The sequence below is a fragment of the Pseudomonas sp. M5 genome (assembly GCF_016907075.1).
GTDB classification, from domain to species: domain Bacteria; phylum Pseudomonadota; class Gammaproteobacteria; order Pseudomonadales; family Pseudomonadaceae; genus Aquipseudomonas; species Aquipseudomonas putida_E.
This window is the reverse complement of sequence record NZ_JAFBBH010000001.1, coordinates 4,755,776-4,773,391: the sequence shown is the minus strand read 5'-3', so window position 1 is coordinate 4,773,391 and position 17,616 is coordinate 4,755,776. Positions and strand designations below refer to the sequence as shown.

Annotated in this window: 19 protein-coding genes; 11 read left to right on the top strand and 8 right to left on the bottom strand. The window is 63.5% G+C overall.

Annotated features, from left to right (window positions below):
• Positions 1–5: 5 nt before the first annotated feature.
• The gene (locus tag JOE27_RS21740; protein WP_115273695.1) at positions 6–596 is read right to left on the bottom strand and encodes an RseA family anti-sigma factor; all 591 of its coding nucleotides are present in this window, start codon (positions 594–596) and stop codon (positions 6–8) included.
• Between the two features lie 31 nt (positions 597–627).
• On the bottom strand, positions 628–1,209 hold the full coding sequence (gene rpoE, locus JOE27_RS21735) for an RNA polymerase sigma factor RpoE (protein ID WP_003252049.1): 582 nt from the start codon (positions 1,207–1,209) through the stop codon (positions 628–630).
• Between the two features lie 435 nt (positions 1,210–1,644).
• Between rpoE and nadB the strand changes: the two genes are divergently transcribed.
• Positions 1,645–3,249 carry an L-aspartate oxidase gene (nadB, locus tag JOE27_RS21730; protein WP_115273694.1) on the top strand — a complete coding sequence of 535 codons (1,605 nt, stop codon included), beginning with the start codon at positions 1,645–1,647 and terminating at the stop codon, positions 3,247–3,249.
• A gap of 51 nt (positions 3,250–3,300) precedes the next feature.
• Here the strand turns inward: nadB and JOE27_RS21725 are convergent, their stop codons facing one another.
• Together JOE27_RS21725 and JOE27_RS21720 are read right to left on the bottom strand one after the other, a co-directional pair.
• On the bottom strand, positions 3,301–3,759 hold the full coding sequence (locus tag JOE27_RS21725; RefSeq protein ID WP_115273693.1) for a protein YgfX: 459 nt from the start codon (positions 3,757–3,759) through the stop codon (positions 3,301–3,303).
• The gene (locus JOE27_RS21720) at positions 3,743–3,997 is read right to left on the bottom strand and encodes a succinate dehydrogenase assembly factor 2 (RefSeq protein ID WP_008094993.1); all 255 of its coding nucleotides are present in this window, start codon (positions 3,995–3,997) and stop codon (positions 3,743–3,745) included. The genes JOE27_RS21725 and JOE27_RS21720 overlap by 17 nt, the downstream gene beginning before the upstream one ends.
• A 133-nt stretch (positions 3,998–4,130) precedes the next feature.
• On the opposite strand from JOE27_RS21720, the gene JOE27_RS21715 reads away from it, so the two are divergent.
• Both JOE27_RS21715 and JOE27_RS21710 read left to right on the top strand, forming a co-directional pair.
• A complete protein-coding gene (locus tag JOE27_RS21715) occupies positions 4,131–5,072 on the top strand; it encodes a folate-binding protein YgfZ (protein WP_204919871.1) in 942 nt (313 codons plus the stop codon).
• A gap of 31 nt (positions 5,073–5,103) precedes the next feature.
• Positions 5,104–5,910: an HDOD domain-containing protein gene (locus JOE27_RS21710; RefSeq protein ID WP_046784943.1), complete on the top strand. Its 807-nt coding sequence runs from the start codon at positions 5,104–5,106 to the stop codon at positions 5,908–5,910.
• Between the two features lie 40 nt (positions 5,911–5,950).
• Here JOE27_RS21710 and JOE27_RS21705 read toward each other — a convergent pair whose 3' ends face one another.
• Positions 5,951–7,330 carry a sensor histidine kinase gene (locus tag JOE27_RS21705; protein WP_046784942.1) on the bottom strand — a complete coding sequence of 460 codons (1,380 nt, stop codon included), beginning with the start codon at positions 7,328–7,330 and terminating at the stop codon, positions 5,951–5,953.
• On the bottom strand, positions 7,323–7,994 hold the full coding sequence (locus JOE27_RS21700) for a response regulator (protein WP_012312981.1): 672 nt from the start codon (positions 7,992–7,994) through the stop codon (positions 7,323–7,325). The genes JOE27_RS21705 and JOE27_RS21700 overlap by 8 nt, the downstream gene beginning before the upstream one ends.
• Before the next feature lie 200 nt (positions 7,995–8,194).
• Between JOE27_RS21700 and JOE27_RS21695 the strand changes: the two genes are divergently transcribed.
• The 5 genes from JOE27_RS21695 (at position 8,195) to JOE27_RS21675 (ending at position 13,627) form a co-directional block, all read left to right on the top strand.
• On the top strand, positions 8,195–9,484 hold the full coding sequence (locus JOE27_RS21695) for an OprD family porin (protein WP_161872334.1): 1,290 nt from the start codon (positions 8,195–8,197) through the stop codon (positions 9,482–9,484).
• Between the two features lie 31 nt (positions 9,485–9,515).
• Positions 9,516–10,496 (top strand): tripartite tricarboxylate transporter substrate binding protein, encoded by a 981-nt coding sequence (locus tag JOE27_RS21690; protein WP_012312979.1) that lies wholly within the window; start codon positions 9,516–9,518, stop codon positions 10,494–10,496.
• A 130-nt stretch (positions 10,497–10,626) separates the two neighbouring features.
• The gene (locus JOE27_RS21685; RefSeq protein ID WP_204919869.1) at positions 10,627–11,085 is read left to right on the top strand and encodes a tripartite tricarboxylate transporter TctB family protein; all 459 of its coding nucleotides are present in this window, start codon (positions 10,627–10,629) and stop codon (positions 11,083–11,085) included.
• Between the two features lie 3 nt (positions 11,086–11,088).
• Positions 11,089–12,603 carry a tripartite tricarboxylate transporter permease gene (locus tag JOE27_RS21680; protein WP_012312977.1) on the top strand — a complete coding sequence of 505 codons (1,515 nt, stop codon included), beginning with the start codon at positions 11,089–11,091 and terminating at the stop codon, positions 12,601–12,603.
• Positions 12,596–13,627, top strand: a complete 1,032-nt coding sequence (locus tag JOE27_RS21675; RefSeq protein ID WP_119688347.1) for an AbrB family transcriptional regulator — start codon at positions 12,596–12,598, stop codon at positions 13,625–13,627. The genes JOE27_RS21680 and JOE27_RS21675 overlap by 8 nt, the downstream gene beginning before the upstream one ends.
• A gap of 52 nt (positions 13,628–13,679) precedes the next feature.
• Here JOE27_RS21675 and ung read toward each other — a convergent pair whose 3' ends face one another.
• Positions 13,680–14,372: a uracil-DNA glycosylase gene (gene ung / locus JOE27_RS21670; RefSeq protein ID WP_046784937.1), complete on the bottom strand. Its 693-nt coding sequence runs from the start codon at positions 14,370–14,372 to the stop codon at positions 13,680–13,682.
• 126 nt (positions 14,373–14,498) lie between these two features.
• On the opposite strand from ung, the gene JOE27_RS21665 reads away from it, so the two are divergent.
• A complete protein-coding gene (locus JOE27_RS21665; RefSeq protein WP_204919867.1) occupies positions 14,499–15,605 on the top strand; it encodes an enoyl-CoA hydratase/isomerase family protein in 1,107 nt (368 codons plus the stop codon).
• A 31-nt stretch (positions 15,606–15,636) separates the two neighbouring features.
• Here the strand turns inward: JOE27_RS21665 and JOE27_RS21660 are convergent, their stop codons facing one another.
• Positions 15,637–16,077 (bottom strand): hypothetical protein, encoded by a 441-nt coding sequence (locus JOE27_RS21660; protein WP_204919866.1) that lies wholly within the window; start codon positions 16,075–16,077, stop codon positions 15,637–15,639.
• Between the two features lie 246 nt (positions 16,078–16,323).
• Between JOE27_RS21660 and JOE27_RS21655 the strand changes: the two genes are divergently transcribed.
• Both JOE27_RS21655 and JOE27_RS21650 read left to right on the top strand, forming a co-directional pair.
• The gene (locus JOE27_RS21655; protein WP_204919863.1) at positions 16,324–16,554 is read left to right on the top strand and encodes a cysteine-rich CWC family protein; all 231 of its coding nucleotides are present in this window, start codon (positions 16,324–16,326) and stop codon (positions 16,552–16,554) included.
• Between the two features lie 34 nt (positions 16,555–16,588).
• Positions 16,589–17,281, top strand: a complete 693-nt coding sequence (locus JOE27_RS21650; protein WP_204919861.1) for a pseudouridine synthase — start codon at positions 16,589–16,591, stop codon at positions 17,279–17,281.
• Positions 17,282–17,616: the final 335 nt, after the last annotated feature.

Genomic DNA, 17,616 nt, shown 5'->3' with positions numbered 1-17,616 from the left:
CTTACTTAGCGGTTTTCCAGGCTGGCGGCGCGGGCATACGGCAGGGCAGTTTCAGTACCCTTGAGCGCGGATTCCTGCGCGTGCTGGCGCAGATACCCCGGCAGACGCTGATCCCAGCCGGCCTGGTTCTGCAGCACGCCATTGGCCATCGGCCCGGTCGGTTGCTCACTGCCTTCACTATAGCCTGCCAAAACAGCCGGGCCCTGAGTTTGTGGCATGCTCAGGCCTTGCTGGGCAGGTTGCTGCGAAGCCAGCTCGGCGCCGGTGATCTCGTCCTGGTTGTACATGCGTACGCCAGCCAGCACAGCAACGGTAACCGAGGCGGCAACGGCCAGGCGGCCAATGCTGCGCCATGGGCTTTGCTTGACTTTGGCCGGCACGGCTTCGTCAGCCAGGGCGGCAGACACCGCCGAGGCGATATCCAGTTTCGGCAGCAACAGCTCCTTGTGCATCGCTGCGCGGGCTACCTGGTAACGCGACCAGGTGGCACGGGTTTCGGCATCGTCGACGGCGCTCAGCACCCGTCGCAATTCCAGTTCGTCCGCTTCGTTATCCATTACCGCGGACAGCGATTCCTGCAAAGCTTCACGACTCATGGCGGTTCCTCTCTTGGCTGTCGCCGCTGTCTCAGGTTTCCTGCAACAAGGGCTGCAGGGCTTTGTCTATGGCCTCCCGAGCGCGGAAGATTCGAGAGCGCACGGTACCCACCGGACATTGCATGACACTGGCAATGTCTTCGTAACTCAACCCGTCGAACTCACGCAGGGTCAGAGCCGTGCGCAAATCTTCAGGCAGTTGCTGGATGGTGCGATGGACTGTGCCTTCGATTTCATCCCGCAACAGGGAGCGTTCTGGGGACTCGAGATCCTTGAGGCCATGATCGCCGTCGTAAAACTCCGCATCCTCGGAGCTCACATCGCTGTCTGGCGGCCGTCTTCCACGGGACACCAGATAGTTCTTCGCCGTGTTGATGGCGATGCGGTACAGCCAGGTATAAAACGCACTGTCACCGCGGAAATTGCCAAGCGCACGGTAGGCCTTGATAAAGGCTTCCTGCGCTACATCCTGGGCCTCGTGGGTATCGTGAACGAACCGCACGATCAACCCGAGAATCTTGTGCTGATACTTCAGCACCAACAGATCGAACGCTCGCCTGTCACCGCGCTGCACGCGCTCGACAAGCTGCTGATCCTCTTCCTGGGTTAGCATGAACACTCCTCAGTGAACTCGAAGGAGCGTTGCATCAGCCATCGTTCGGGCTTGCAAACATAGACTCGGGCTTTTCGCAAAAGTTCTCTCCTCCAAGCAAGTTTCCTGCGGCCCTTGACTGGCTCGCACGGAAGACGCGGCGCGGGCACGGCCGGCAGCGTCGATAATCAGGTTTCGGATACGCAGGTGTCAGCCCGGATAGAGCCGCCGCCACGCGTCGCCGCGCGAAATGATGGCGCACGGGCAGCCTTCATAGGATTTCCAGCCATGTAGGAAAGTTCCCACGAAGATTGCCCTAACGTCGCAAGTGGCATGGAAATTGGCCACCGCAGGCTGCTATAAAGGCAACCCGGCCTCTATTCACGATAGTTTCACAATGCCATCTACGCGTGTCTATTGTGCCGTGCCCCCTCCGAAGATTACTAGTGTCCCGACATGAGCCAACAATTCCAACATGATGTCCTGGTGATCGGCAGCGGCGCAGCCGGTCTCAGCCTGGCACTCAACCTTCCCGCCCACCTGCGCATCGCCGTACTGAGCAAGGGCGACCTGGCCAATGGCTCGACTTTCTGGGCCCAAGGTGGCGTGGCCGCGGTACTGGACGACACCGATACCGTGCAGTCCCATGTCGAGGACACTCTCAATGCCGGCGGCGGGCTGTGCCACGAAGATGCCGTGCGATTCACCGTCGAGCACAGCCGCGAAGCCATTGAGTGGCTGATCGAACAGGGCGTGCCCTTTACCCGCGATGAGCACTCCAGCGTTGACGATGGCGGCTTCGAATTTCACCTGACCCGCGAAGGCGGGCACAGCCACCGGCGCATCATCCATGCCGCCGATGCCACGGGCGCAGCCATTTTCACCACGTTGCTGGAGCAAGCCCGCAAACGCCCCAACATCGAACTGCTTGAGCAACGAGTGGCGGTCGACCTGATTACCGAGCGGCGCCTGGGCTTGCCCGGCGCGCGGTGCCTGGGCGCCTACGTGCTGAACCGCAACAGTGGTGAGGTGGACACCTTCGGGGCGCGCTTTACCGTGCTTGCCACCGGCGGCGCCGCCAAGGTCTACCTGTATACCAGCAACCCCGATGGTGCCTGCGGCGATGGCATCGCCATGGCCTGGCGCGCCGGCTGTCGGGTTGCCAATCTGGAATTCAACCAGTTCCATCCCACCTGCCTCTATCATCCGCAGGCCAAGAGTTTCCTGGTCACCGAAGCCCTGCGCGGCGAAGGCGCCCTGCTGCGCCTGCCCAATGGTGAACGCTTCATGCCGCGCTTCGACCCACGCGAAGAACTGGCTCCGCGCGACATCGTGGCCCGGGCCATCGACCATGAGATGAAGCGCCTGGGCGTGGACTGCGTCTACCTGGACATCACGCACAAGCCGGCCGACTTCATCAAAAGCCATTTCCCGACGGTCTATGAGCGTTGCCTGGCCTTCGGTATCGACATCACCCGGCAGCCGATCCCGGTAGTGCCCGCCGCCCACTACACCTGTGGCGGGGTGGTGGTCGACGATCGCGGCCATACCGACGTCCCGGGCCTGTACGCCATCGGCGAGACCAGCTTCACCGGCCTGCACGGCGCCAACCGCATGGCCAGCAACTCGCTGCTCGAGTGTTTCGTCTACGGCCGTTCCGCTGCCGCGGACATCGAGGCCCGTCTGGCCCAGATTGCCATGCCCAAAGCCCTGCCCTGCTGGGATGCCAGCCAGGTCACCGACTCGGATGAGGATGTGATCATCGCGCACAACTGGGACGAACTGCGGCGGTTCATGTGGGACTACGTGGGCATCGTGCGCACCAGCAAGCGCCTGCAGCGTGCCGAGCACCGCGTGCGCCTGCTGCTGGACGAGATCGACGAGTTCTACAGCAACTACAAGGTCAGCCGCGACCTGATCGAGTTGCGCAACCTGGCACAGGTGGCGGAGCTGATGATCCGCTCGGCCATGCAGCGCAAGGAAAGCCGCGGGTTGCACTACACCCTGGATTACCCCGGGATGCTGGCTGAGGCCAAGGACACCATACTGAGCCCAGCCTGAAGATCGATGCCCTTCGCGGGTAAAACCGCAAAGGGGCGACGCGGCACCTGACTAGCGTGCCGCGACCTCAGCCCACCTGCGCCGACTGAATTTCAGCCGTACCCGCAGGCGCCGATGCTGATCCGCCGCCAGGGCATCGCCGACAACACATTGACTCTCGCCCAACCAGCGCCCAGGCCTTGCGAACCGCAATACCACCAGGCCCGGCAGCGCCACGCTGTCGCGACACAGACGCACCGCCTGCCAGCCCCCGGCACGGCTGAATAGCTGCCAGCCGCAAGCATCCCGGCGCAGGCCAGTGACGGCTTGAGCATGGATCAGCAGTATGCGTCGGGGGATCACCCAGCAGGCATGGGCCAGGCAAGCGACGGAGGCAGGAAGGGAAAGCCACCAGGGCAGCGCACTCAGCCACAAGGCAAGCAACGCCAGCACCTGGCAGATCAGGTAGGCCGTCAGCAGCAGGCGCGAGCCCTGCCAACGGCACTCGAAACACTCACTTGGGCTGGACACGGTCCAGAATGATGCGGACCATGCGCTGCAGCTCCGGGTCTTCGGACTCGGTGCGCTCCATGAACCAGCCGAACATGTCCTGATCCTCACAGCTCAACAGGCGAACGTAGAGTTCGCGATCGGCTTCGCTCAGGGTCGGGTAGACCTCCTGGGTGAAAGGCACCAGCAGTACGTCGAGTTCCAGCATGCCGCGGCGGCTGTGCCAGAAAAGCCGGTTGAGTTCAGTTTGTTCGACCATGGGGCCCTCCTCAAATGGGCGGCCAGTATACAGCCAGGCGCACGAAGCGGCACGAGGCGTTGGTCTAGTCACCTACCTATTTTGTTACTGGCGTTCTATGATGGCCGCCAGTCTTTAGCCACCGCGATCCCCCATGGCCGATTCCGCTTTCTACAGCCCCCTGTCCCACGAGGGCATCCTCGCCGTCCGCGGCTCCGACGCCGGCAAGTTCCTGCAGGGCCAGTTGACCTGCAACATCAACTACCTCAGCCCCGAGCACGCAAGCCTTGGCGCCCGCTGCATGGTCAAGGGGCGCATGCAGTCGAGCTTCCGCATCCTGCCCGAAGGCAACGGCTACCTGCTGGCCATGGCCAGCGAACTGCTCGAGGCGCAGCTGGCCGACCTGAAAAAATACGCCGTGTTTTCCAAAGCCACGCTCAGCGACGAAAGCGCCGCCTGGGCGCGTTTCGGCCTGCAGGGCGGTGATGCGGCGCTGCGGACTCTGGGTTTGAAGGTGCCGACCAGCGCCGGCGCCACCGAACGCCATGAAGGCCTGATCGCCGTGGCCGTCTCCGAAGGTCGCGTGGAACTTTGGGTACCGGCGGACGCCGCCACCAGCGTGCGTGAACAACTGGCAAGCGCATTGCCGCAAGGGCCTCTCAACGACTGGCTGCTGGGGCAGGTCCGTGCCGGCATCGGCCAGGTCATGGGCCCGACCCGTGAGCTGTTCATCCCGCAAATGATCAATTTGCAGGCGGTCGATGGCGTGAGTTTCAAGAAGGGCTGCTACACCGGCCAGGAAATCGTCGCCCGCATGCAGTACTTGGGCAAGCTCAAGCGACGTCAGTACCGCTTGCTGCTGGACCAGCAGGATATTCCTGCCCCGGGTGCGCAAATCTTCTCGCCGACCCATGGTTCATCGGTCGGGGAAGTGGTCATCGCGGCCAGCACGGGTCAGGGCTGCGAGCTGCTTGCGGTACTCAGTGCCGAGGCCGTGGAAGACGACAACCTGCACCTGGGCAGCCTGCAAGGCCCACGCCTGCAGGTCTCGAGCCTGCCTTACGAACTGGATCGCGACCGGGAAATCCAGCGCTGACCAGCCCGCCACCCCTGCTGTAGAGAAGTACATGAACAAGCTGGCCGAGATGGTTCAAGCACAGTTGCTGGCTGCCATCGCCAACGATGACCTGGTCCTGCCGACCCTTCCGGAAGTTGCGCTGAGCATCCGCGAGGCTGCCGAGGACACGGAAATCAGCGTTGCTGCCCTGAGCAAGGTGATTGGCCGCGATGCTGCCCTCTCCGCCCGCCTGATCAAGGTGGTGAACAGCCCGCTGCTGCGGGCGGCGATCGAGGTCACCGACCTGCACACGGCCATCACCCGCCTGGGTATCAACTACAGCTGCAACCTGGCCATCGGCCTGGTGATCGAGCAGATCTTCCATGCACGCTCATCGGCAGTTGAGCAAAAATTGAGGGATATCTGGGCAAACAGCCTCGAAGTCGCGGGCATCAGCTATGAAATCTGCCGCCGCTTTACCCACCTCAAGCCTGACCAGGCCACCCTCGGCGGCCTGGTCAACCAGATCGGCGCGCTGCCGGTGCTGATCTACGCCGAAGAGCACAACGAACTGCTCTCCGACCCGGTATGCCTGCACTACGTGATCGAGCAGATCCAGCCTGTGCTGGGCGACAAGATACTTTCGTCATGGGAGTTCCCCGAGCAACTGGTCAACCTGCCAAGCCAGGTTCAAGACCTGGACCGGCGCACCGACAAAGTGGACTACATCGACGTGGTGCAGATTGCCCGCTGCCTCAGCCAGCGCGGACGCAGCCGGCCGCTGGCGGCGTTGCCGGCCTATCGGCACCTGGGGTTGCCGTTTGGCACGGAGCTGGAGATTGGCGAACTGCTGGAAGCGCGGAGCATGCTGCGCTAGCCAGCGTCTTGCCCGCCAAAGGTTCTGCACAGGCAAGCCATCAGTCAGCGATAAAACTCACTCGCACTTTCAACCCGCCATTCTCGCCGTCATGCAGACTGATCTGCGCCAGGTGCGCGCGACAGATCTCACCCACAATCGCCAACCCCAAGCCAGTTCCCTGGGCACTGCGGCGATAGAAGCGCTCGAATACCCGCTCGCGCTCATCCTCGGGGATACCGGGACCATCATCTTCGACCTCCAGTACCGCTGGCGCCAGAACCCGCAAGATCACATTACCGCCCGCCGGGGTATGTGCCAGCGCGTTGTCCACCAGGTTGCTGAGCAACTCGTTGAGCAGCGTCGGCTCCCCCTTGAGCCACACCGGCGCCGCGGCCTCCAGCGCCAGGGCCACGCCCCGTTTATGCGCCAGCGGTGCCATCGCCATGCCCAGCTCGCGTGCCAGCTGACTCAGGTCCAGGCGCTGAGCGCCACCTTCGGCGATTGCCCGAGCGCCATTTTCCACCCGTGCCAACGATAAAAGCTGGTTGGCCAGATGGGTCAGCCTGTCAGTGCCTTGGGCGGCAGACTCCAGCGTCTGGTGCCACTGTTCGGGCTGCTTCGAGCGCAAGCCCAACTCGACCCGCGCCTTGAGCGCTGCCAATGGCGTGCGCAGTTCGTGGGCGGCCTCGGCAATGAACTGCGCCTGGCGCTCGAACTGCCCTCGCAAGCGTTCGGTGAAGTGATTCAAGGCACGCACCAGCGGGTCAAGCTCACGCTGCACCTGCACCCGCGGCAGCGCGCGCAGGTCATCCGGCTGGCGCTCTTCCACGGCTTTGCGCAGACGCTCCAGCGGGCGCAGCGCCGCACTCACGGCGAACCAGACCATCCCCAATGCCCCCAGCGCCAGCATGCCCAGGCGCAGCAGGGTATCGGCCATCAGCCCGCGGGCCATCCTCACCCGCGCCTCCTCCGTCTCGGCCACACGGATTTCAGCCATGCCGTTCATGTTCGGTTCGCTGACCGCCTTGAGCAAACTGACCACACGCACGTCCTGCCCGAGGTAGGTGGCGTTGTAGAAGCGCGCCAGCGCCGGGTAATCGTCGGTACGCGGTGTGCCCGGCGGGGGTGGCGGCAGGTTCTCGTAGCCCGAGATCAGTTTCTGGTTGATGTCCAGCACCTGGTAGTAAATGCGCCCGGCGCTGTCGTAGGCAAACGTGTCCAGCGCCACGTAGGGCACATCCGCGCTGAGCGTGCCGTCGCGCTGGGACAGGCCGGCAGCGATGGTCCGCGCTGATGCCAGCAAAGTACGGTCGTAGGCGGTATCGGCCGCCTCGCGGCCATTCCAGTAGGCGCTCAGGCCGCTGGCCAGCATCAGCACTACCAGCAACAGCGCCAGGTTGCCCAGCAAGCGCCCGCGCAGGCTGCCATTGTCACGCATCGCGGTGCTCGAGCAGGTAGCCGAGGCCACGGAACGTGACAATGGCCACCGACTGGCCGTCGAGCTTCTTGCGCAGGCGGTGGATGTAGATTTCGATGGCGTCGGGGCTGGCCTCTTCGTCCAGGCCGAAGACCTGGGCGGCCAATTGCTCCTTGCTCATCACCCGGCCGGGGCGTGCGATCAGCGCCTCAAGTACGCTCTGCTCACGGGAGGTCAGGGTCAGGTTGTCCTCGCCCAGGGCGAACCGCCGGGTATCAAGGTCATACACCAGCGGGCCGCAGCGCTGCTGGCGCTCGCCGCCGAGCACGCTGCGGCGCAGCAGGGCCTTGACCCGTGCTTCCAGTTCGGTCAGCTCGAAGGGCTTGGCCAGGTAATCGTCGGCGCCCAGGTTCAGGCCATGCACCCGGTCCTTCACATCGCTGCGCGCCGTCAGCATCAGCACCGGCAGGGTCTTGCCGCGCCCGCGCAGGCGGGCCAGCACCTCAAAGCCGTCCATGCGCGGCAGGCCCACATCGAGCACGGCAACGGCGTACTCCTCGCTGGCCAGAGCCAGATCGGCGGCCACGCCGTCATGCAGCACATCCACGGTCAAACCATGGCTCTTCAGGGCCTGGGCCACGCTTTCGGCCAGTTGTACGTGGTCTTCGACCAGCAGCACACGCATCGGATTCTCCCTGCTCGGGTGGGGCGGTGGCGCGGAGTGTACCGCTGTCGCCCGGTCTGTGAAGCCCCTTGTAACAAACCTTTCAGGCTGAAAGGTTAGCGAAAGGTTCGTTACCTAGCATCGCACCACGGTCGCCCCACGCGCCGAAATAAAGCACCAGCAAGGTGCAACGAATAAGAACAATAACGGAGTCATCCCCGATGCTGTCATCGCAGCCGCAGGCGTTCGCGCCTACCCGTTCCCCATCCGCACGCCCATACGCCTATGCCTGCGCCCTTGCGCTTGCCGGCGTCGCCCCGATGAGCCAGGCCGCCTTCTTCGAAGACAGCACGGCAACCTTCGAAACCCGCAACATGTACTTCAACCGCGACTTCCGCGACGGCACCAGTGCACAGCAATCCAAGCGCGAAGAGTGGGCCCAGGGCCTGATGCTCAACTTCGAGTCCGGCTACACCGACGGCCCCGTGGGCTTTGGACTGGACGCCCTGGGCATGCTCGGCATCAAGCTCGACTCAAGCCCCGACCGCGCAGGCTCCGGCCTGTTGCCGACCCACGATGATGGCAAGGCCGCCGATGAGTACTCCAAGCTCGGCCTGACCGGCAAAGTGAAAGTGTCCGAGACCGAACTGAAAATCGGCTCACTGATCCCCGAACTGCCGACCCTGCAGCCCAACGACGGGCGCATCCTGCCGCAGACCTTCGAGGGCGGCCTGGTCACCTCGAAAGAAATCCAGAACCTCACCTTCACCGGCGGGCGCCTGGAAAAGGTCAAGGATCGCAACGACACCAACTGGGAAGACCTGACCCTGAACAACAAGAACGGTCGCTTCGGCGGCACGTTCGCGGCAGACAACCTCGACCTGGCGGGCGTCGACTACCAATTCACCGATCGCATCACCGGCAGCTACCACTTCGGCCAGCTCGACGACATCTACCGCCAGCACTTCCTCGGCATGGTCGCCACCCAGCCTTGGGGCCCGGGCACCTTCGGTGCAGACCTGCGCCTGGCAGTGAGCGATGATCAGGGCCAGGCCAAGGCCGGCAACATCGACAACACCACCGTCAACGGCATGTTCAGCTATGCCTTGGGCGGGCACAAGGTGAGCGCCGCCTACCAGCATCTGTCAGGTGACAGCGCCTTCCCTTATGTCGATGGTGCCAACCCGTACCTGGTCAACTTCGTGCAGATCAACGACTTCGCCGGCGCCGACGAGCGCTCCTGGCAAGTGCGCTACGACTACAACTTCGCAGCGTTGGGCGTCCCCGGCCTGACCTTCATGACCCGCTACATCAACGGCGACAACGTCAGCCGTGCCGATGGCAGCGAGGGCAAGGAGTGGGAGCGCAATACCGAGTTCAAGTACGTGGTACAAAGCGGCCCGTTGAAAAACGTCGCCGTGCGCCTGCGCAACGCCACCTTCCGTTCGAATTTCGCCCGCGATGCCGACGAAGTGCGGCTGCTGGTGAGCTACAGCGTCGCCCTGTGGTAACCCATAACAACAACGCTCACGGAGATAGACGATGACCTTTTCACTGCGCCGCCTCGCCCTGGCTACCGGCTGCCTGCTGCTGGCCGGCAATGCCCTCGCCGCCGAACCCAAACGCCCCGAATGCATCGCCCCGGCCTCGCCCGGTGGCGGCTTCGACCTGACCTGCAAGCTGGTGCAAAGCGCCCTTGTGCAGGAGAAGATCCTCAGCAAACCTATGCGCGTCACCTACATGCCAGGCGGTGTCGGCGCAGTGGCCTACAACGCCGTAGTAGCGCAGCGCCCGGGCGATGCCGGCACGCTGGTGGCGTGGTCCAGCGGCTCCTTGCTCAACCTGGCCCAGGGCAAGTTCGGCCGCTTCGACGAAAATGCCGTGAAATGGCTGGCGGCGGTCGGCACCAGCTACGGCGCCATTGCCGTGAAAAGCGATTCGCCCTACAAGACCCTCGATGACCTGGTCGCGGCGCTGAAGAAAGACCCGAGCAAGGTGGTGATCGGCTCCGGTGGCACCGTCGGTAGCCAGGACTGGATGCAGACTGCCCTGATCGCCAAGGCCGCCGGCATCAACCCCCGCGACCTGCGCTACGTGGCCCTGGAAGGGGGCGGTGAAATCGCCACCGCGCTGCTAGGTGGCCACATCCAGGTCGGCTCCACCGACATCTCCGACTCCATGCCACACATCCAGAGCGGCAACATGCGCATCCTCGCCGTGTTCTCGGAAAACCGCCTGGACGAGCCGGAGATGAAAGACATCCCCACCGCCAAGGAACAGGGTTACGACATCGTCTGGCCGGTGGTGCGCGGTTTCTACCTTGGGCCGAAAGTGAGCGATGAAGAGTACGCCTGGTGGAAGGACTCCTTCGACAAGATGCTTGCTTCTGAAGACTTCGCCAAGCTGCGTGACCAGCGCGAACTGTTCCCGTTCGCCATGACAGGTGACGAACTGGACGGTTATGTGAAGAAGCAAGTGGCGGACTACAAGGCACTGGCCAAGGAATTCGGCCTGGTTCAGTAAGCCTGGGTGCCGATACTGGCCCCATCGCCGGCAAGCCGGCTCCCACAGCTACAGCGTTGCTCACACCGTGGGAGCCGGCTTACCGGCGAATAGGCCTGCACGGCCACTGCAACCTCAATGAGGATTCCCAATGATCCTGCAACGCATCTTCGCCCTGGCTCTGCTGGCGGTGTGCGCCGCCCTGGCCGTGATGGCCTGGCCCTACCAGGCGGCCTTTTCCTACGAACCGGTCGGCCCACGCGCCTACCCGCTGTTGATGCTTGGCCTGATGAGCCTGGGCCTGCTCTATCTCGCCATACGCCCCACGCCCATCGTGCACAAGGACGACGAGCCTGCGCTGGACCGCGCAACCCTGACCAAGATTACCGCCTGCGTCGGCCTGCTGCTGGTCTTCGCCAGCACCTTTGAAGCCTTGGGCTTCATCATCAGCGCCATCTTGGTTGGCATCCCTATGGCCCGCTTGTACGGCGGCCGCTGGTTGCACAGCACCCTGGTGGTGGTGGGCATGAGCCTGTTCCTCTACTGGCTGTTCGACCGCGTGATGGATGTGCCCCTGCCCCTCGGCCTGCTGAGCGTACTGGAGAACTGACAGATGGATACCTTGAGCTACCTGGGCCAGGGCTTCGGCGTCGCCCTGACCCCCTACAACCTGGTTACCGCCCTTTCGGGCACCCTCATCGGCACCGTGGTCGGCCTGCTGCCGGGCCTGGGCCCGATCAACGGCGTGGCGCTGCTGATCCCGATCGCATTCGCCCTCGGCCTGCCCCCAGAGTCGGCACTGATCCTGTTGGCAGCGGTGTACCTGGGCTGCGAATACGGCGGGCGGATCAGCTCGATCCTGCTGAATATCCCGGGCGAGGCCTCGACCGTGATGACCACCCTCGACGGCTACCCGATGGCCCGCAACGGCCTGGCTGGCGTTGCCCTGTCGCTGTCGGCGTGGAGTTCGTTCATCGGCGCACTCATCGCCACCTGCGGCATGGTGCTGTTCGCCCCGCTGCTGGCGAAATGGGCGATTGCCTTCGGGCCGGCGGAATACTTCGTGCTGATGGTGTTCGCCATCGTTGCTCTGGGCGGCATGGCCGGGGACAAACCGCTGAAGACTTTCATCGCCGCACTGATCGGCCTGTTCCTGTCAGCGGTCGGTATCGACGCCAACAGTGGCGTATACCGCTTCACCGGTGATAGCGTGCATCTGGCCGACGGTATCCAGTTCGTTGTGCTGGTGCTGGGCCTGTTCTCGATCAGCGAAATCCTGCTGCTGCTGGAGAAGACTCATCATGGGCATCAAGCGGTCAAGGCCACAGGGCGCATGCTGTTCAACTTCAAGGAAGCGGCCTCGGTGTTCGTCGTCAACATCCGCTGCGGCCTGCTTGGGTTCATCATGGGCGTGCTGCCAGGTGCGGGAGCGACCTTGGCCAGCGCCGTGGCCTACATGAGCGAGAAGCGCATCGCTGGGGAAAGCGGCAAGTTCGGCAAGGGCGATGCCCGTGGCCTGGCTGCCCCGGAAACAGCCATCGGCGCATCCTGCTGCGGCGCGCTGGTACCGATGCTGACCTTGGGTGTTCCCGGGTCGGGCACCACGGCGGTGATGATCGGTGCACTGACCCTGTACAACATCACCCCCGGCCCCCTGCTGTTCGAACAGCAACCTGACATTGTCTGGGGGCTGATCGCTTCGCTGTTCGTCGCCAACATCATGCTGGTGATCCTGAACATCCCGATGATCCGCATCTTCACCCGCATCCTCGCCGTGCCGAACTGGGCGCTGGTGCCGGTAATCGCGATCATCACCGCGATCGGTGTATACGCGGTGCACGCCACCACCTTCGACCTGTTCCTGATGGTCGGCATCGGCATCATGGGCTACATCCTGCGCAAGCTGGACTTCCCGCTGTCGCCTATCCTGCTCGGCTTCATCCTGGGCGGCCTGATGGAGCAGAACCTGCGCCGTGCGCTGTCGATTTCCAATGGCGAGCTGGGCATTCTGTGGTCGAGCTCGATCAGCATGGGCATCTGGGTACTGGTGGTGTGCATGCTCTGCCTGCCGCTGCTGCGTATCTGGCGCAAACGTAGCCTGCAGCGTCGGGCGATGGCCGATGCCTGATCGGTCGTTGCCGCTGTACTGGGCGACAGGGCTGGTCGGCCTGGCGGGCGGGTATCTCGCCAGCCAGGTCGGCTGGCCCTTGCCCTGGATGGTCGGCTCATTGCTGGCGATCATCCTGGTGCGCTGCCTGACGCCCTGGCAGCTTTCGGAAATCCCCAATGGCCGCAAGTGCGGCCAATGCATCATCGGCCTGGGTATTGGCCTGCACTTCACCCCAGCGGTGATCGAGCAGGTCGCCAGCCATTTCGTGCTGATCTTCTTTGCCGCACTGCTGACCACCGTTTCCAGCGTGGTTGGCGTGTGGCTGCTGCGGCGTACCGGCGAAGACCGTGCCACGGCATTTTTTGCCAGCATGCCCGGTGGTTCCGGTGAGATGGTCAACCTCGGCGCGCGTAACGGCGCGGTGCTCAGCCAGGTGGCGGCGGCGCAAAGCCTGCGTGTGCTGGCGGTGGTGCTGTGCGTACCGGCGCTGTTCAAGTTCCTGATCGGTGACGGTGTACCGCTCAATCATGCCGGCAGCGTGAGCTGGGGCTGGCTGGCGCTGATCGCACCGCTGGGTGTAGCGGTCGGTTTCGCCTGGCAGCGCTTGCGCCAGCCTAACCCCTGGCTGTTCGGGCCACTGCTGGTGGCCGCCACGCTAAGCCTGGCGGGCAACCTGCAGATCGCCCTGCCCGACGGTGCCAGCCAGATCGGCCAATGGCTGATCGGGAGTGGCCTGGCTTGCCACTTCAATCGCGCATTCTTCCGCCGTGCTCCCTCGTTCTTGCTGCGCACGTTGCTCGCCACGGCGCTGTGCATGCTGATCGCGGGCACTGCCGCCTGGGGGTTGAGCGTGATGACTGCGCTGGATCTGCGCTCGCTGACGCTGGGCATGATGCCGGGCGGCATTGCCGAGATGAGCCTGACCGCAGAGACATTGCAGCTGTCGGTGCCGTTGGTGACGGCGTTGCAGGTGATGCGCTTGCTGTTCGTGCTGTTTCTGGCCGAACCGCTGTTCAGATGCTGGGTGAAAGGCCAGCACTGAAAGCTTTGCAGGTGATCGCCGGCAAGCCGGCCACTGAGCACCGGCTCGCCCCTTAAAGCGGCGGTAACGCCCAGTTGATCGGCGCCAGGCCACGCTGTTCGAGGAAGCCGTTGGTCCGGCTGAAATGCCCACAACCCAAGAACCCGCGGTACGCAGACAGTGGCGACGGGTGCACCGATTTGAGCACCAGGTGCTTGGTGCCATCGATCAGTTTCTGCTTGCTCTGGGCATGCGCGCCCCACAGCAGGAACACCACATTCGGGCACTGCTCGCTGACCACCTGGATGACCCGGTCGGTAAAGAATTCCCAGCCTTTCTTGGCATGCGAAGCGGCATTGGCGCGTTCGACGGTCATGGTGGTATTGAGCAGCAGCACACCCTGCTCCGCCCAGCTCTGCAGGTAACCATGGCTGGCGATGGGAATGTTCAGGTCGCGCTGCAGCTCCTTGTAGATGTTGACCAGCGACGGCGGCGTCGGCACACCCGGCTGCACCGAGAAGCACAGGCCGTGTGCCTGGCCCGGGCCGTGATACGGGTCCTGGCCGAGAATGACGACTTTCACCTGCTCAAGCGGGGTGGAGTTGAGCGCATTGAAGATCATCGGGCCTGGCGGGTAGATTTCCTTGCCGGCGGCGTACTCCTGGCGCAGAAACTCACGCAGCTGGTGCATGTAGGGCTGATCGAACTCGGCACGCAGGGCGTTTTTCCAGCCGGGTTCAAGTTTGATGCGATCGTCGTCAGTCATGAGGCCATCCGTAAACAATGGCGCGACACTAGGTAAGCCATCCCCCCTTGTCAATCGGTCTGACCTATGGCCTGCATGATCGCCCAGGCAGGCCATACTTGAGCGATGACTTGAACGAGGTAGTCCATGGCCATTCATTGCGAGGTACTCACCGGCGCCGATGGCGCCCGCATCGGCATTGCCACACTGGATGCGCCCAAGGCGCTCAATGCCCTGAACCTGCCGATGATCGAAATGCTCGGCGAATACCTGCAAGACTGGGCCCGCGACCCGGGCGTTGTCTGTGTATTGCTGCGTGGCAACGGCGCCAAGGCATTCTGCGCCGGCGGCGATGTACGGGCTCTGGCCCAGGCCTGCCGCGACCAGCCCGGCAGCGTGCCACCGCTGGCTGCCACGTTCTTTGCCGCCGAATACCGCCTCGACTATCTCCTGCACACCTACCCCAAGCCGGTGCTGTGCTGGGGCCACGGCCATGTGCTGGGGGGCGGCATGGGGCTGTTGCAGGGGGCCGGGGTACGCATAGTCACGCCTAGCAGCCGCCTGGCAATGCCAGAAATCAGCATTGGCCTCTACCCCGACGTGGGCGCCAGCTGGTTTCTGGCGCGCCTGCCGGGCAAGCTCGGGCTGTTTCTGGGGCTGACCGGCGCCCCCATCAATGCACGGGACGCCATCGACCTGGGCCTGGCGGACCGATTCTTTGGCGAGCATCAACAGGAAGGGCTTATCGAAGAATTGTTGCAACTGAACTGGCAAGAGCAGACCGACCTGCAGCTGAACAGCCTGCTCAAGGCCGAACAGCACCGCGCCTATGCCGAACTGCCGGAGGCGCAATGGCTGCCCCGGCGCCAGGTGATCGATGCACTGCTCGATGTTGCCGACCCGGCGGCCGCGTGGCGTGCACTGGAGGGGCTCAAGCAGCATAACGACCCATTGTTGGCTGATGCAGGCCAACGCCTGCAGGAGGGCTGCCCGCTCACGGCGCACCTGGTCTGGGAACAGATCCGTCGGGCCCGACACCTGTCATTGGCCCAGGTATTCCAGATGGAATACAGCATGAGCCTCAATTGCTGCCGTCACCCCGAATTCAGCGAAGGCGTGCGCGCCCGCCTGCTGGACAAGGACAACCACCCACGCTGGCACTGGCCGGATGTTGCGCAAGTGCCGGCGGCCGTGGTCGAAGCCCATTTTGTGAAGGTATGGGAGGGGCGCCACCCGTTGGCCGATCTTGCCTGACCTGGGCCGCTCCGCGCGCCCCCGTCAACCTTCACCGTCGCCAGTTGCGATCACCACTGCGGCCACCACCGGGACGGCGGTCATCATCACCCCGTCCATTGGAGTGCCAACGGTCGTTCTGGTACCGCCGGCTATCGTTGCGGTAATCATGCCGGTCACGATCACGGCCGTAGTCATAACGCTGGCGGTTGCCGTAGTCGTGACGCGGGTTGCCATGCCACTGCTTCATCCCCGGCTGCGGGTGCGGACGGTATTGCGGCACGGGCGCAGGCCGGTAGTAACGCGGTGCCGGCTGGTAGTAATAGCGCGGTTGGGGGGCTACGTAATAGCGGTCATGGCGGTAATAACCCGGCGAGGCATACCGGTCAGCGGTGTAGTAATCCGTACGATAATAACGGCCTCCCTCGTGGTAAGGCACGCAGGCGGTTGTCATCAGGCCCAACAGGGCGATCAACAGAATTCGATAGGACATGGCGGCCTCCTGGACCGCTGGGGTGCCCGTACAGCGGCGCTGCCGAGCGTCGAAGCCAAAGCGAACATCGACAATGATTGAGACATTGTCGCCATCGTGCAGTGCCATTTGCGCAATAATTTGAAATAGCTTGGATACCCCAATAAACCTGCAGTCTTTTTCCGGCCATATCACTAGAATGAGCACCTCGACGATGCAAGCAGGCCGGCCGCAACCGTGCCTGCATTGAACACCCCGGACTAGTGTATGAATGACAGCCAGCGCTGCCCTGCCTGCGGCGCCCTCAACCAATGCACCCTGGCCGACCCGCGCACTGCGCCAGCAGCCTGCTGGTGCTACGCCGTGAACATCGACCCCGCAGTTCTGAAGGCCCTGCCAACCGAGCTGCGCGACAAATCCTGCCTCTGCCCGCGCTGCGCCGCAGGGGCAGGTCTGCCCGAGAACGCGCCCGCCCAGGTCGAGGCAGAAAAGCGCTAGACTGCGCGCCCCTCCCCTCGACGTCCTCGATGCCATGCGCCTTGACCGCTTCCTCGCCAACCTGCCCAGCTATAACCGCCAGCAAGTACGCCTGCTGCTGGTACAGCGCCGCGTGCGGGTGGATGGCGATACGGTAGCCGACCCACGGGCTGAAGTCCGCGAATTCAGCCGTATCGAGGTGGATGATCAACTACTCCAGGCGGGGCGCCCGGCGCGCTACCTGATGCTGCACAAACCGGCCGGCTGCGTCAGCGCCACGCACGACCCACAGCACCGCACCGTACTCGATTTGCTGCCTGCGCCGTTGCGCGAGGACCTGCACATTGCCGGGCGGCTCGACTACAACACCACCGGGCTGATGATCCTGACCAACGACGGCCAATGGTCGCGGCGCCTGACCCAGCCGGCGACCAAGCTGCCCAAGCACTACCTGGTGGAAACGGAAGATGAAATTGGCGCGCATTACGTCGACAAGTTTCGCACAGGCTTCTACTTCGCCTTCGAAGACCTGACCACCCTCCCCGCGCAACTGGACATCCTTGGCCCGCGCACGGCGAGGCTGGCCATCATTGAAGGGCGTTATCACCAGGTCAAGCGCATGTTCGGCTACTTTGACAACAAGGTTGTAGGGTTGCACCGGGAAACCATGGGCGCGATCCAGCTCGATCCAGGGTTGGCGCCGGGTGAATTCCGGGCGCTCACGGCTACGGAAATCGCCTCGGTCTAGGCCGCTTCAGGCACTGTCCGGACGTCATACGACCGCCCGGCGACAAAAGTCACAATTTCACCCAGCCGGCACTTGCGTGATCCTCAACCCACTGCTTGACTCCTAACTTGTCGGTCCGTGCGTGACTCGCCAGTCACACCGCGCGCCAGACACCTTTTTGCCGGCTACCCAAGGCCTCGATGCCTTGGAGCACGGCAAATTGCCCGCCAAAAACAATACCGTCGACACGTGTGCCAAGGATCGACACAGGGCCCCGGTAATTCCTTCAGGCAAATGCCTACCTGTCATAAAGAACGTGCACCCTAGGTGACGCGAACACCCTTTTTGCGCCAGGA